The organism is Candidatus Dadabacteria bacterium (assembly GCA_026705445.1).
Lineage (GTDB): Bacteria > Desulfobacterota_D > UBA1144 > Nemesobacterales > Nemesobacteraceae > Nemesobacter.
The window spans coordinates 1-15,058 of sequence record JAPPAR010000029.1 but is presented as its reverse complement, the minus strand read 5'-3'; the positions used below and the strand labels follow the sequence as shown (position 1 = coordinate 15,058).

At 53.6% G+C, this 15,058-nt stretch carries 13 protein-coding genes and 1 tRNA gene; 4 read left to right on the top strand and 10 right to left on the bottom strand.

Features of this window, described 5'->3' with window-relative positions; translation table 11 throughout:
* The first annotated feature begins 36 nt into the window (after nt 1-36).
* Nucleotides 37-1,884, top strand: a complete 1,848-nt coding sequence (locus OXG75_06690) for a hypothetical protein (protein ID MCY3625657.1) — start codon at nt 37-39, stop codon at nt 1,882-1,884.
* Between the two features lie 45 nt (nt 1,885-1,929).
* On the opposite strand, the gene OXG75_06685 is transcribed toward OXG75_06690, so the two are convergent.
* The 5 genes from OXG75_06685 to OXG75_06665 form a co-directional block, all read right to left on the bottom strand.
* On the bottom strand, nt 1,930-2,556 hold the full coding sequence (locus tag OXG75_06685) for an NADH-quinone oxidoreductase subunit I (protein ID MCY3625656.1): 627 nt from the start codon (nt 2,554-2,556) through the stop codon (nt 1,930-1,932).
* Between the two features lie 34 nt (nt 2,557-2,590).
* Complete coding sequence (locus OXG75_06680) at nt 2,591-4,333, bottom strand: Na+:solute symporter (protein MCY3625655.1); 1,743 nt, start codon at nt 4,331-4,333, stop codon at nt 2,591-2,593.
* Nucleotides 4,330-5,778 carry a hypothetical protein gene (locus OXG75_06675; protein ID MCY3625654.1) on the bottom strand — a complete coding sequence of 483 codons (1,449 nt, stop codon included), beginning with the start codon at nt 5,776-5,778 and terminating at the stop codon, nt 4,330-4,332. The genes OXG75_06680 and OXG75_06675 overlap by 4 nt, the downstream gene beginning before the upstream one ends.
* 71 nt (nt 5,779-5,849) lie before the next feature.
* On the bottom strand, nt 5,850-7,031 hold the full coding sequence (locus tag OXG75_06670; GenBank protein ID MCY3625653.1) for an anhydro-N-acetylmuramic acid kinase: 1,182 nt from the start codon (nt 7,029-7,031) through the stop codon (nt 5,850-5,852).
* Between the two features lie 59 nt (nt 7,032-7,090).
* Entirely contained in the window at nt 7,091-8,338 is a 1,248-nt protein-coding gene (locus OXG75_06665; GenBank protein MCY3625652.1) for an ATP-binding protein, read from the bottom strand.
* Nucleotides 8,339-8,753: 415 nt separating this feature from the next.
* On the opposite strand from OXG75_06665, the gene OXG75_06660 reads away from it, so the two are divergent.
* Complete coding sequence (locus tag OXG75_06660) at nt 8,754-9,215, top strand: mobile mystery protein A (protein ID MCY3625651.1); 462 nt, start codon at nt 8,754-8,756, stop codon at nt 9,213-9,215.
* Between the two features lie 114 nt (nt 9,216-9,329).
* On the opposite strand, the gene murQ is transcribed toward OXG75_06660, so the two are convergent.
* A complete protein-coding gene (gene murQ / locus OXG75_06655; GenBank protein MCY3625650.1) occupies nt 9,330-10,253 on the bottom strand; it encodes an N-acetylmuramic acid 6-phosphate etherase in 924 nt (307 codons plus the stop codon).
* Nucleotides 10,254-10,354: 101 nt separating this feature from the next.
* On the opposite strand from murQ, the gene OXG75_06650 reads away from it, so the two are divergent.
* Nucleotides 10,355-10,428: transfer RNA gene (locus OXG75_06650), tRNA-Gly, on the top strand.
* A gap of 77 nt (nt 10,429-10,505) precedes the next feature.
* On the opposite strand, the gene OXG75_06645 is transcribed toward OXG75_06650, so the two are convergent.
* From OXG75_06645 to OXG75_06630, 4 genes are all read right to left on the bottom strand, one after another.
* Nucleotides 10,506-10,688, bottom strand: coding sequence for a transcriptional regulator (locus OXG75_06645; protein ID MCY3625649.1), 183 nt, complete (start codon nt 10,686-10,688; stop codon nt 10,506-10,508).
* Between the two features lie 222 nt (nt 10,689-10,910).
* Entirely contained in the window at nt 10,911-11,525 is a 615-nt protein-coding gene (locus tag OXG75_06640) for a GtrA family protein (GenBank protein ID MCY3625648.1), read from the bottom strand.
* Between the two features lie 82 nt (nt 11,526-11,607).
* Nucleotides 11,608-12,381, bottom strand: a complete 774-nt coding sequence (locus tag OXG75_06635) for an acetoacetate decarboxylase family protein (protein MCY3625647.1) — start codon at nt 12,379-12,381, stop codon at nt 11,608-11,610.
* Nucleotides 12,382-12,450: 69 nt separating this feature from the next.
* Nucleotides 12,451-13,227: an MlaD family protein gene (locus OXG75_06630; GenBank protein ID MCY3625646.1), complete on the bottom strand. Its 777-nt coding sequence runs from the start codon at nt 13,225-13,227 to the stop codon at nt 12,451-12,453.
* A gap of 152 nt (nt 13,228-13,379) precedes the next feature.
* Between OXG75_06630 and purH the strand changes: the two genes are divergently transcribed.
* Nucleotides 13,380-14,945, top strand: a complete 1,566-nt coding sequence (gene purH, locus OXG75_06625) for a bifunctional phosphoribosylaminoimidazolecarboxamide formyltransferase/IMP cyclohydrolase (GenBank protein ID MCY3625645.1) — start codon at nt 13,380-13,382, stop codon at nt 14,943-14,945.
* Nucleotides 14,946-15,058: the final 113 nt, after the last annotated feature.

Here is a 15,058-nt window from a genome sequence, read left to right as displayed (position 1 = left end):
TAGCGGATTCGCTAAGCGGTTACCGCGTAACATAACATGGCATCAACTGCAAAAATACTTAAGGCCCACGAGGAAGCGAAGAGTTACGACAGGATCAAGTCAAAACACCTGATCGGAACCCTTTTTACCGACTTCACTCCCTGGGACAAGCTCTACGGGTTCAGGAACTTCATACACGCCCCTTCGGGCAGGAAGATCGAGTTTGTCAATGATTCCGCCCTCATAGCGGGTACGGCCGTGTTCAAGGGCACCGGCGAGGAAGTGGCCATAATAGCCCAGCAGACACCTTCAAATGAAAAAGACAGAACGAAGCTTAACTACGGAATGATAAAGGCCGACGGTTACGGACTCTCCATCTGCATGATGGAATACGCCGAGCAGCACGGCCTCAAGCTATACACATTCATTGACACCGTGGGCGGGGATCCCTACGAATACTCGGCCGAAAAGCTTCAGTCCTGGCTGATTTCCTACTGCCAGTCAAAGATGATTTCCATAAGAACGAAAACGATAACCACGGTACTCGGGCTCGGGGGAAGCGGCGGCGCGATCGCCATACAGCTGGGACACAGAAGGCTTATGCTCTCGAGAGCCGAATACTCCGTAATAACCGCGGAGGGGTGCTCCGCAATTCTTTTCAGAAGCGCCGACAAGGTAGCCGAAGCGCTCGAGGTGCTGCAGCCCACGGCGACCCATATGAAGAGGTACGGAATAATAGACGACATAGTGAAAGAAGCCCCTCTAGGAAAAGACGGCTACATCCCCTCAACCCTCAAAAACCTGCAGGCGTCGCTCGTTGCCGCGTCAAAGGATGTGGACCGCTTTGACGTAAGGCATCTGCGAAATGAGCTGCGAAGAAAGATCGAGAGATGCGGTCGGACAAAAAAACAGCGCCCGGTCTATGAGGGAATAGCAAAAAAAATAAAAGCATGGCTTCCCCACTACTTCAGCAGGAAAAAGGAGAATCCCGACATCTCCGAAATGCAGATAGCCATCTACGGAGCGGAACCTCACTTCTGCAACGACGAAAAGGACGGTCAGGGAAAGATCATACGCCCCGGATGCAAAAAACAGTTGACAAAAGAAGATCTCCACGCAAACAATTCATCTTGTCCTTACTGCGGCCGCCCCGAGGCGCTGAGTTCCGATGACTATCTGGACTTTCTGCTGGACGACATGTCCTTCCACGAGATCGAACCCAAACTCTGCCTTGAGGATATCGACCCCGTCTACAAGTTTTTCAATTATTCATCCTCGATAAAGAAACTCGCCGGGAGGACCGACTCCAAGGACTCCCTCGTTACCGGCTACGGAACCATGTTCGGCATACCGGTAGCCGTAGCGGTCTGCGATTTCAGGTTCATGGGCGGATCGATGAGTGCCGTTTTCGGCGAGAAAATGAACATAGTGGTGGACTACGCCATAGAACACAGGCTTCCGCTTTTAACCGTGACGGTAAGCGGAGGAGCCAGAATGCAGGAAGGAACGGTGGCTCTTTACCAGATGGCCAAAACTATACTGGCAATCATAAAACTCAGAGAAAGCAGCCTTCCCAACATATCCATACTCGGCCACCCGACAACCGGAGGGGCTCTGGCAAGTTATTCCGTTCAGGGAGATTTTATAATAGCGGAGAAAAAAGCGACTATAGCCTTTGCCGGGGACCGGGTCGTCAAGCTCACAAGCGGCGGCAGGGGGGTTGATCCCAAAATAATGACCTCCGAATTTTACGAGAAATACGGCGGGGTTCACCTAGTGCTTGAAAGAAGCCAGATAAAACCGGCTATATCCGGTCTGCTAAAGTTCAGGGGATTCAGAAACAGTCTCGACACAGGGTCTTTCCACCAGCGGCCCGAGGGCGCTTACGAAGATGACTGGCTCTAGATAAAACACGCGCAGGTGCCTGACACGTCTAGCAGTTGCGTTTTGTCAGGAGCCCGGCGATCCGGAAACCGGTTCTTCTTTCGAGTAGGTCCCGTCCATCCCCATTATTCTTGAAATTTCCTCCGGGGAATCAAGAATCTCTCCCTTGCCCATCTTGTAAAGAAAGTTCGCGTTGTCCCTCGGGGCGTCGCTTTTTACGTTGGGGTCAAAGAAAACCTCTTTGGTGTGAACGAGTCCAGCGCGGTTATACGAAGAGAGTTCGTACTTCATTCCCATCCGAAGCGCGTCGCACGGGCAGGCCTCAACGCAGAAGCCGCAGAAAACGCAGCGCATGAAGTCTATGTTGTATACCTTTGGCCTTCTCTCGATTCCGTAATCGTCCGCGGGTTCCGAGACTATGGAGATAGCCTGGGTGGGACACGCGATCTCGCAGAGCTTGCACGCAACGCACCTTATCTCGCCCTCGTCATCGGCAGGCATTACGTGAAGCCCCCTGTAGTTCTCAGGAAGCGCTTTTACCTCCTCGGGGTATTTCACGGTTATCGGCTGGTGACGCGTGATGTGCCTTATGGTGATCATAAGGCCCTTCAGCACCTGGGGAATGTAAAGCTTCTCCCAGAAAGAAAGCCGGGGTCGCTCAAGCACTTTTACGTTTATCGCCATAGCAACCATCTATATACCACAGAAAGGGAAAATACTGAAGCCGCTAGCGGAAAAAACTGCCGCGGCGGCGAAGGATGAGGACAAGCGCAAGCGCAGAGCCGCAAAGAAGCCAGAGCGCGGTTTCCACGTCTCCCAGAACGAGCTTGCCCGTCCCTATCATGAAACAGAGAAGAAAGGACACGACAAGCGACCAGTTAAGAAAAACAGAAGAGAGAACTCCCCGCCCCGGCGCAATTCCAGCTTTCTTGCGGACAGGGGACCAGAGGCCAGGGGGCCTTACCCTCGAGTAGAATTCCGAGAGTTTTTCCCAGGACTCGGGAGCCGTGGCGAAAGTGGCCGCAACCCAGCAGGCTATCGAGACGGGAACAACCAGTATCTGGTGGCGCAGTTCAAGCGGAATGCCCCTGGCCTCTGTGTAGAGAATCAGAACCAGTATGGTCGCAAGCGACGATGCAAGCGCCACTATCTCGCTCCAGGCGTTTATCCTCCACCAGAACCACCTGAGTATGAGCACAAGGCCGACTCCCGAACTCATGGCCCAGAGAAATATCCAGGCATCCCCTATGTTTTTTATCTGAAGCGCCACTGCGCCCGCGATGACGGCAAGCACCACGGTCGCGATCCTCGAGACCGCCACGTAATGGCGCTGCGGGGCGCTTTGCCGCACGAACCTCCTGTAAAGATCATTCACGAGATACGAGGCACCCCAGTTAAGGTGGGTAGAAACCGTGGACATAAACGCCGCGAGAAAGGAAACCAGCAGAAGGCCCCGAAGACCCGGCGGGAGAAAGTCCCTTATCATCACAAGGTAAACCGACTCATCGTCCCCGCCTGCCACCCCGGCCGCTTCGGGAAAGATTACCACCGAAGCCAGCGCAACCAGAACCCACGGCCAGAGGCGAAGCACGTAATGGTTAAGCGCAAACCACGCCGTGCCCGCAAGGGCGTGTCTCTCGTCTTTTGCGGAACAGAGCCGCTGTATGAAGTAACCTCCGCCGTCAGCGTTGTGGGAGGACCACCAGACAACAGTCATGAAGATAATGAATGTGAAAAAGTCAGAGGAGAAAAACTCTTCAGTGCCTGCAGTCTGCGTAATGAACATGGAGGTCTGCTCGGGGGGAAGCTCCGCGATTTTGCTTACGAACTGCCCGTACCCTCCGACTGCGTCAGAATTTATTACCACGACCGCGAGTATGATCGTGCCGCCGAGCGCTATCGCGTACTGTACGAAATCCGTTATCACGACTCCCCAGAGCCCGGAGAAGACCGTGTAGACGAGCACGATTCCTACGCAAAGCGAAACCGCATATATCTGCCCCACTCCGAAAAAGACCTCAAACACCTTGATCATCGCGGTTATAACCCACCCCATCACTATGAAATTGAAAATCGTCGAGAAATAAAACGCCTTGAACCCCCGGAGAAACGCGGCGGGGCGGCCCCCGTAGCGAAGCTCTATCAGCTCGTTGTCGGTTATAACCTGCGCCCTTCTCCAGAGCCTCGAGAAAACCACTATCACGAGCGCGTGGCTGAAGATGTAGTTCCACCAGAACCAGTTCTTCCATATCCCTTCGGTCCTTATCCACCCGGTTATGGCAAGCGGGGTGTCGGCGGCGAAAGTGGTGGCGACCATCGAGGTTCCGAGAAGCCACCAAGGAAGCCCGCGCCCCGAAACGAAATAGTCTGAAAGACTCCCGGACGCCCTCCTTGAAAAATAAAGTCCCACTCCCAGGGAAAAGGCCAGGTAGAGGCCGAGCAGCATCCAGTCTACGGCGTGGAGTTTCATGGACCTGTTCTCACCGGAAGCTTAGCAGCCGACATCCGCTCTCCCGCAAGGATTTCCGCGGCAGCGCGACCCGCCGCGCGCGACGAATCGAAAAGCGAGATCACGGTATTGAAAAAGGGAAACTCGGCCGCGGGATAGGGAGAGCCGAAGGTAAGCAGAATTTTTTCACCCGGAAAGGAGGAGAGACCGTTTACGTAATCAGCTATCGCCGGGGGAACAATGCAGTTCTCCGTCCATCCTGCCGGGGCGGCGGACAAAACGCACACGAGCGAGGAAACATTTTCCCTTGGCGGCAGTTCGGGGCAGCAAAAGCTCTTCTCCAACGTCACTCCTCCCTCGGAGAATCCCTCGCGAAGCCCATCCAGAAGCTCCCCCGCATCTTCCCTGCCAAAATGAAAGACCGAGACTTTTTCGCCGCGAAGCCTGCCTCCTCGAACAATACAGGCCGAGCGGCGGGCGATTTCCCCTGCTTCCTCGCGGTTTTTCTTAAAATCGGGTGGCGGAGCTTCGTCCCCGCCCGAGGCGAAAAGCCCCTTCGCGTAGGATATCCTGGAGAGAGATTCTCCCCGAGCTGGGTCTTTAAAAAAGTCGTCCTCCGCCCTTCTTTCGAGGAATCCCTCTGGGTCCCTTGGGTCAAGAACTATGTCCACCCCGCTCGCAAGAGCCGCCAGAATGTTTTCCTCCTCCCGCTCATCCCCTCCCAGCGCGTCCATTCTGAAGGAATCCGAGACGATCAGGCCGTTGAATCCGAGCCTTCCGCGCAGAAGGCCCCGCAGAATCGGTTCCGATAGGGTGGCAGGAACTCCGAGAGGGTCAAGGGCGGTATAACAGACATGGGCCGGCATCACGCAGTGAAGCCTTTTCGCAATCGCTTCCCGAAAAGGCAGAATATCCGACTCCATGAGACGCTCAAGAGACCTTTCGACTGTAGGAAGGCAGGCATGGGAATCCTCGAGGGTGGCGCCGTGGCCCGGAAAGTGCTTCCCGCAGGCTAGCGCTCCCTCTTTCTGCATGGTCTCCGCAAAAACTCCTCCCAGTTTCGAGACAACCGCGGGATCATCAGAGAACGCCCTCACGTTTATTATCGGGTTTTGTGGCTCGGAATTAACGTCAAGAACCGGAGCGAAGGCAAGATTGAGCCCGCAGTATCTCATCTCCCGGGCCGTTATCATAGCCTGACGCTTCAGAAGCTCCTCGTCGTCCATTGCCCCCTGGGCCATGGCGAAAGGAAAAAGAGTCCCTCCCGAAACGCGCTGACCGAGGCCCCTTTCAACGTCGCAGCCGAAAAAGAGCGGAAACTCGGAGAGAGCCGAAAGCCTCCGCGTGGTCTCCCTCACCCGCTCGACATCCCCGTTGAATATTATGAAGCCGCAGACACAGAAATCCCGCGCGAGACGCTCCGCCCGTTTGACCGAGCCGGGGTCCTGAAAATCGATTCTCGGCATAATAAACTGTGCCGCGCGCCGGGACGCGGGGAGGTCTTTTGAGGAAAAAACTGAAGGATTCTCATACATTTTTACAAGATATTCTTCCCAATCGAGATTTTTCCGAGAAACGTGGCATCCCGGGCTCCCGTAACTGCCGGCACGTTCGTCCGGTTCCCGCACACGGTTTCATTCGCAAGCACCGCGAATCCTAGAGCTTCCTTGGCATCTGCGGGAACACCGTATTCATCCGAGAGGCAAAGCCGCGTCGGGACGAGCTTTTCGCGAAGCCTCGAGACCATTACGGGGTTTCTGGCGCCGCCGCCGCTCAGCACGACTTCTTCCACATCCGCACGAGGGTAAATGAATCTTTCATAGGCAGAGACTATAGAACAGGCAGTAAACTCGACGAGGGTGCGCAGGAGATCGGGAAGGGATACCCCTTTTTTCTGGGCAAGGGAAAAAAGCCTCCCCGCCATCCGTTCCCCGAAAAGCTCCCTGCCGGTCGATTTAGGGGGTTCTATATCAAGGTACGGATTTTTCATGAGCCTGCGGAAAATGTCCTTATTAACCGAACCCTCCCCCGCTATCGTGCCGTCCTCATCGAAACTCCTCTCGCCACCCGAGGCAAGGCGCACCACCGAGTCCACCAAGGAATTGCCGGGTCCCGTATCGAAAGCCAGAAGTTCCCCGAGTTTTTTCGTGACCAGAGTGCAGTTGGAAATGCCCCCTATGTTATGGGCTATTACGTTTTTACCGGTTCCGGAGAACAGCAGGTAGTCGACGTAGGGGATAAAGGGCGCTCCTTCTCCGCCCGCCGCCATATCCCTAGTCCTGAAATCTCCCACCGTGGTAATTCCCGTAGCCTCGCAGATAACGTCCGCTTCGCCCAGCTGAAGGGTCGAGGAAACCTCCTGTCCCAGAGAAGGAGGGTTATGAAAAACCGTCTGGCCGTGGGTGCCCACTAGGTCAATGTCGGTCGTTTTGAGTGCCGCCTTCCGCAGAAGATCAAAGACCGCCGCGGCAAACTCCTGGCCGAGCAGGAAATTAAGATCGGATAGTGAGGCGGTGTTCAGGACGCCGGGCGAGAGAAGGAGCTTCCTTGCGTCATCGGAGTATTCCCGGCAGATAAAGTCCTCAACCTCCACTTCTGCATCCTCTCCCGAGCCGCGAATCCTTACCAGCGCCGCGTCAATACCGTCCATTGAAGTCCCGGAAATGAGACCAACTACCAGTTTTTCTTCTTTTGAAATTATCGGACGGAGCCAGTTCACGCGGAAAAAGTTACCTGATAGAGCGGTAGTTTAGCAGGCAAACTCCTCAAATACACACACTATCGCTTCCAGAGTTCTTCGAGCGGCATGGCCAGAATCCGCCCGTCTTTGAAATTAAAAATATCCGAACCCGCATAAAACAGGATTCCGCGGACAAAATCCGGTCCACACCGATCCGCGAGCCTTCTAAGCCCGCGTCCGTCCCTTGGGGTAATCCCGCTTGACGCCTTGATTTCTATCCCCCAAGTTTTCCTGCCGAGCGTAATAACAATATCCACCTCTACCTTGTCCTTGTCGCGATAGTGCCAGAAACGCAGATCAGGGTTCGTCCATGTCGCCTGAGCGACAAGCTGCTGCAAAACAAAAGTCTCAAGCAGGTGCCCCATGCGGCCCCTGTCGGATAACCAGTCGGAAACCCCAAGATTCATAAGCATTGAGGCAAGCCCACTGTCAAGCAAATGCACCTTCGGCGATTTGATCAGGCGTTTTGAGGTATTGGAGTGCCAAGCGGGTAAACGGCGCAACAGAAAAAGACGCTCAAGGACAGCTAGCCAGTTCTCCACCGACTCTCTGTGTACTGCAAGATTATTGGCCAAGTTGCTGACGCTGAGCAACTCCCCGCCTCGCAGGGAAACCAGTTCCAGCAAGCGGAGCAGTTGTTCTGTATCTCTTAAATTTAAAACATCACGGGCGTCACGCTCAATAACGCTTGACAGGTACTGCCTGTACCACTGTCTCGCACGTCCGGGGGTCCTGGTTAACGGTTCGGGGTAGCCGCCCCCGATTATCCGCTCTTCCAACGGCGGCCCTGAAGATTGCCTGCGGGCCGCGATGCTAGGTTTAAAATTGTCATCAAGCAGCTCTTTGAGGAAATGTCCCGGTCCGCGGTTCTTTTCCGCCTCTGTTAATGGATACAACCGGACAATTTCCATCCTTCCTGCCAGAGATTCCGTAACGGTCGGCAGCAGTAAAAGGTTAGCTGAACCAGTCAGCAGGAAACGGCCGGGCCGACGGTCCTCGTCTACGGACAGCTTGATAGCGTGGAGCAATTCAGGAACCCGCTGTACTTCATCAAGAGTTACGGTATCCGGAAGGCTCGCCACGAAACCGTCCGGATCCTCGGTGGCGGCAATATAGTATTCGCGTCTTTCAAAACTGATGAAAGAGCGTTCAGGAGCCAATTGCTTAACAAGAGTAGTTTTACCGCTTTGCCGTGGACCCAGAAGACAAACTACGGGCGTATCTTCTAACGCAGTCTGAATAGTCGGGGCCAGCAACCTTGGAATAAATGACTGTACGGAAATCATGAGAAATTATTTTAGCGTCCGATTTACGGTTTTGCAAGCGTCCGATTTACGGTTTCATGAGCGTCTAATTTACGGTTTTGCAACCGTTCGCGCTCCTGCCGGAAATATTGGTAAGTTAGAATTCTTCCAACCCCAACTAAAGAATGTCCAGCGGAAAAATTCTATTTAACCTTCCAGCGTTAAAGTTCGCTTTTTACTGTGCGAGGATTCAACCGCAACCTTAAACAAAGCGAGCCAGCTTCCCCAAAATTTCACTAAGCAACGCCAAGCGGATCAAACGCTTTATAGTAATACTGTGACATGGTAGGTTTTTCTGTGCGCCCATAATATTATGTATATCTATATATTGACATTTTAAGTTAAAACGTATGCAAGTAGCTATACAATTTATCCGTATAAGTATTCAGGACGCACAATGAGCGTTAAGCCCATTACCGCAAAACAGTACCGCAAGAAGCTTAACCAAGCCACATTGAAATTTCGGGGTTTTACCTTGCCTCCCGAGGGCTGGATTCGCACGGCCAGAAAAGCCCTCGGCATGTCCGCGGCACAACTGGCGCGACGGCTAGGCAGAACTCGAGCCCTTATCTCTAATATGGAAAAGGCGGAACTTAATGGCGGAGTGACTCTAAGAACCATGCGATCCATGGCAGAAGCGGTAAATTGTCGTTTCATTTACGCTTTTGTGCCGGAAGAAAATGCGGAAGTTCTTATCAAGCGGCGCGCAAGAGAAAAAGCCAAGCGGCACGTAATGGAAACTGCAGAACACATGGCACTTGAACAACAGATTCTTTCTCAAAGCCAGATCGAATTCGAAATAGAACGCATCACAGAAAACATTTTTAAGGAACAGCCAAGCGACTTGTGGAACGATTAGGCTTGGTAACGCGAACTACCCCACAGAAGATATAACGTAACGCCGCTTGATACCGATGAAAAACAAGGTTCCCTGTCCGTCGAGCTTATCGGGACTAGGGCCGTAGTCCGGTGATTACGGATTCCTCGCTCCGCGGGATATGGTCGCGAGAGTTTTCTTTAAGGATTCATCATTTTCTCTTAGCAAACTGACTGACTCATCAAGCAAGAGACCCCCAAGCTTCATAACCACGGCAATCTTGAGATTTCCGCCGGCTTCCCGGAAAAGCGAGGCAGCTTCTTCTTCCCCCACGCCACATATCTCCATTATGATTCTCCTTGCCCTGTCGACAAGCTTCGAAGATGTGGGTTTAAGATCAATCATCAGGTTCCCGTAAGTCTTCCCGAGAAGAACCATCGCGGTCGTCGTAATCATGTTAAGGACCATTTTTGTCGCGGTTGCGGCCTTGAGCCTAGTGGACCCCACTATCACTTCAGGACCGACAAGAAGGGTTATGACCAAGTCGGCTGGGACGTTCTCCGGTTCGCTGCAGCTTATAAGTATGGTCGCGCAGTCGACCGTCCGGGCGTACTCAAGGGCCGATATCACAAACGGCGTACCGGAACTCGCCGCGATTCCCAGAACCACGTCGTCCCCAGAGAGTTTTTTGTCACGGAGGGTTTCCACGGAAGCCGTAGCGGAATCCTCAGCGCCCTCAACCGAGTTCCATACCGCATCCCGCCCTCCCGCCATAACCGCCTGCACCGTCTCGGGATCCGTTCCGAAGGTAGGCGGGCATTCGGCAGCTTCCATCACCCCGAGCCGTCCGCTTGTCCCCGCACCGACGAAAAAAACCCTGCCGCCGCGCTCAAGAGAGCGGAAAACCATTTCCGCCGCCCGGGAAATGGAATCTTTTCCCCTTGAGACGGCCTCAAACGCCGCCTGATCTTCTCCGCTTATAAGATCAATGATCTCAGAACATGAAAGTTCATCGATACTGGCCGTCCGCGGGTTTACTTTCTCTGTGAGCAGGTGTCCTGTCCGGCGAGTCTTTTCCACGTGGAATATTATATCTGAAACGTGCGCCGCTTATCCGGAGAACCGTCCGCGGTGTGGGGTTTGATTTGTCCGCAATATCCGTATAAAGTCCTTTGGATATTGCGGGTGTAGCTCAGTTGGCCAGAGCATTGGCTTCCCAAGCCAAGGGTCGCGGGTTCGAATCCCGTCGCCCGCTCTCACTCTCCGAAGGCCTTATTTCAATTCCGGTTTCCGTGGTAATATTAAGTCCGCTCTTGTTGATAATTTCACCCTCTATTCCGCAATATTCGGATTTTCCATTGGAAAATTCTTGTTCTCGTAGAACTCAACAAGATCGACCAAAACATCGAGTTCTTTTCCTTCAAGGCTACCGTGTTCTGCTTCAAATATCTCGTCAATGCGCGCCAACGCAGCTTCGTAGTCCTCTTCAGTACGAATAGGTTTCAGTTTGATCATCTCAGTGTCCCGTGAACGCCCATAATAGCACATTTCACTGTAGTTTCCACAGAACATCGGCAAAAAGTCCCCAAGAGGATTCACCTCTTGTTCGTGCTCACCTAGCAGGCTTCCAGCAGGACAACTGGGTCCCAAGAAAAAATCTATTTAACCTTGAAAATGCGGAAAAAGATAAAGCTGCATTGATTGAGGTGTCGAGGCAAAATGCCCGTCATCATTTCTTCAAGACCTTTTCTTAAAAACCAGATACTTAAGGCCGAAGAAGTTCCAGAAAAGCGTGAATATCAAGGATACCGCGGCTCCTATGTTCGCCCACACCGTGGACGAGATGGATCCCCCCGAACCTCCAAATTCGGCAACCACGTACGAAGCAACCGTAACGTTTATCACGAGCCCCACGCCCACGACGGCGAAGAACCTTATGAACTGGTTCATCCATCCCTCGACCTCCTTGCTGCGAAACGTCCAGAACTTGTTCCACGCATAGCCGTTAACGTTTGCCAGAATAAAGGAAGCCGCCTTGAAAACCGAGTAGAGGATCCCCTCCGCCACCCCGGAATAATAGATGAGCAGGTTAAGTATTCCGAAGTCGATTACGAGGTTAGAAAAACTTATGACGCAGAACTTTGCAAACTGGACCAGCGAGGACCAACGGGAGAAAAACCCGAGAAAAAGAAAGTGGATCACGGGACTCAGTATGAACATCCCCCACTGCACTCCCACAAGCTTGGAGTACACTCCGGGCATCTCGGCGCGAAGCGTGAAGAAGAGAAGCAGTATGAAAAACGCGTTTATCTCGCTTATTACAAATAAAACGGGATAATCCGATCTGGTCATGGGGGTTTTCGGGGAAAAAAGGGCTGCACCCCGAAGCAGGATGCTTCGGGATACAACCCTGAAAACTGTACTTACCTTACCTTCAGTTAACTACCTGGTACTGGGGGTAGACGAAGCTTCCCTTGGTCCAGATCGCCCAGGTCGGATCCCCAAGCGGCTTAAGCTTGTGAAGCGAATGTCCCTCGGGAGCCGTGAACGTTATTTTCGGGTTAGCCATTGATACCGTTCCCCCGTTCCACGGGATCGGGTACTTGACCACTCCCTTATCCTCCATAAACCCGAAGTAGTTAAGGTGTCCTCCACCGAATCCTCCGAGTTCGCTTCCGACCTCGGCCGTGGCCTCGATCATCGACTGTCCGCCGATTTCAAGCTTTGTCTTAAGCACTCCGTTCTCTACCACGGTGGTGGTCATTCCCTCCTGAGCGGGAATTCCGACAGGCTTGGTGAACTCCCTCATCGTGGGAGAGCTGTTGTAGTAATGAACGAAGTACCTTCCGGGGTAGGTTATATCGGAATCCATCACGTACGAGTTGTGACCTTCAAGCTCAATCGTCAGATAGGTGAGCGTGTACGCCCCGAATCCCGAGGTCTGGTTCTTGTCGGGAACCGTGTACATGTTTATGACCACGTGATTGTTCGGATGGGGCTTAAGACCCGCCGGAAGCATCGATTTCAAAACCTCCGGGTCGGCCTTGTAGGCTGCGATGAACATCCAAGCACCGGTTACCAGCTGCGGGCCCGGAAGCGAAAACGACTTGGCCGGGGCCGGCGGGGCCTCACCCGAGTGCGTGGCCGTGAGCGGAACGGCACAGAAAACCAAAGCAATCAAAAAAACCAAAAACCTTCTAGCTGACATCTTTATTACCTCCTTAAGACTTTCTGATTCAATATCAAGACGTCGCCGGAAGCAAGGTCCGCTTGAACCCTAATGCTCTCCCGACGCCCTCTTCTCCTTTTCTTCTATCATATACCTAACGGCGGAGCGAACAAACCTGTTTCTCTCCGCCTCCCCCAGCACTCCTTTAAGGGCGTCGTGAACCGAGGGATCGACTATAAGTGCCCCAAGCGAACCTTCTCCTTCCCTGATCATCCGGGAAATCTCGGCCAAGTTGGAGGAGAAGCTCCGCATGTCGGCCGCAAACTGCTCGTCGTAGATGAGAGTATGCAGGAAATCCTCCCGCTTCTCATCCGCAAACGCCCCCACTATCTTGTCGAGACTCCTGGAGATGGACGTGAGGTTAGTAACGAATTCCTCTGACTGGCTTATTATCTCCTGCATCTCGGGCGACGTGTAACCCCTGATCACGGTCCCGTCGCGGGCCTTGCCTATGCTCTCTCCCTGGCCGGGAACGATCTCGACGAACTTCGCCCCCAGAAGTCCTTCGGTCTTGATCGTGGCGTGGGAGTCCTTCGAGATTCTGGAAAGCGCCCGCTTGTTGATTTCCATTATGACCTGAACCTTCCCGAGGGAAGAATCGTCCGAGAAACGGATGGTCGACACGGATCCCACTCCCACTCCCGAGAGTCGCACATAGGCACCCTCGAGCAACCCAGCCGAGTTGTCAAAGTAGGTCTTTACCTTGTACTCCCTCTCAAAGAGCTCTTCCTGGCCGCTTATCGTGAAAACTCCGTAAACGAATATAGCGATCGATGCGAGGACGAAAACCCCTACCTTGAGTCGGGCCGATTTCTGCTTTTCCATCTGCGTTCACCCGGCGCGGCCGACACGCCTGATTTCTGATATTGTACCATATTGTTTGCAAGCAGAGAATTGAAAATCCGGGCGACTGTGATAACCTGAATTATTCCTTTCCATCCGAGGCACGCCCCGATTCCGAAAAGGAGCTTTATTTCATGACAAAGATAAAAAGAGCGGTAATAAGCGTTTACGACAAAAAAGGGATAACCAGGCTCGCAAAGGGCTTGGGGGAACTCGGCGTTGAGATGCTCTCAACCGGAGGGACCGCCAGGAGGCTTAGGGACGGCGGGGCGAAAGTGACGGAAATATCGGACTACACGGGGTTTCCCGAAATACTTGGAGGAAGGGTGAAAACGCTTCACCCCAAAATACACGGAGGCCTTCTTGGAATGAGGGACGATGAGCGCCACCTTGGGGAAATGGCCGAGAATTCCATAGAGCCGATAGACATGCTCGTGGTCAACTTCTACCCTTTTGAGGAAGTGGTCGCGAAAGAGGGAACCACGTTTTCTGAAGCGATAGAGAACATAGACATAGGCGGGCCGGCGATGCTTCGGGCCGCGGCGAAGAACCACGCGTCGGTAAGCGTGCTCACCGACCCCGAAGACTACGGTGCCGTGCTCAGGGAGCTTCGCAGAAACAAGGGAAAAATCTCCCCCGAAACCAATTTCCGCCTCTCGGCAAAGGCCTTTTCCTACGTCTCGAGGTACGACGCGGCGATATCGAATTATCTCTCGTTCCTCGAACCTGACGGCGAAAGAAACCCGCTCCCGGCGACCTACACCCTCCACCTCGAAAAAAAGCTTGATCTTCGCTACGGGGAGAACCCCCACCAGCTGGGGGCCTTCTACACGGAGGGCGGCATAGAAGGGGCGCACTGCGTTGCGAACGCCAGACAGCTCCAGGGGAAAGAGCTTTCCCTTAACAACATATACGACACCGACTCCGCCTTCGAGCTCGTAAGGGAGTTTGAAGAGACCGCATGCGTAATAGTGAAGCACAACAATCCCTGCGGAGCGGCACTCGGGAACACTCCGGCAGAGGCGTTCTCCCGGGCGAGGGAATGCGACCCGGAAAGCGCTTTCGGCGGGATAATCGCCTTTAACAGGGAGGTTGACGAGACCGCGGCCGAGGAGATAGCCGGCATGTTCGCCGAGGTCGTGATAGCCCCCGGTTTTTCTGAGAAGGCGCTCATGCTGTTTGGGGGAAGGAAGAATCTGCGGGTGCTTCTTTCGGGAGGCATGGATATCGGCGGGGCGGGAATCTGGGACATAAAGAAAGTGACGGGAGGGGCGCTCATACAGCAAAGCGACAGGGGATGGGGAGATGATTTTTCAGAGATAAAGGTCCCGACCAAGAGAAAACCCACCCCCGAGGAAATGGAAGATCTGCGCTTTGCCTGGAAAGTCTGCCGGCACACCAAGTCAAATGCCATTGTCTACGCAAGAGACCTCAGGACGGTGGGCATAGGGGCGGGGCAGATGAGCAGGATAGATTCAGTCAGGATCGCGGGGATGAAGGCCCGCACTCCGACCGACGGCTCGGTACTCGCTTCTGACGCGTTTTTCCCTTTCAGAGACGGGGTTGACGAAGCGGCGCGTGCGGGAATTACGGCAATAGCGCAGCCTGGGGGATCGGTAAGGGATGCCGAAGTGATTGCCGCGGCTGACGAACACTCAATGGCGATGGTCTTTACCGGGAAGAGACACTTCAGGCACTGAACGCCACCCAACTAAGGAAAAGATTCGGCGATATCCTTATCTTTACGTAAACTCTAAACCCAACTTCACAGGCTAAAAAAGCCTGAATCCCTTCATAACCCACTGTCACAATT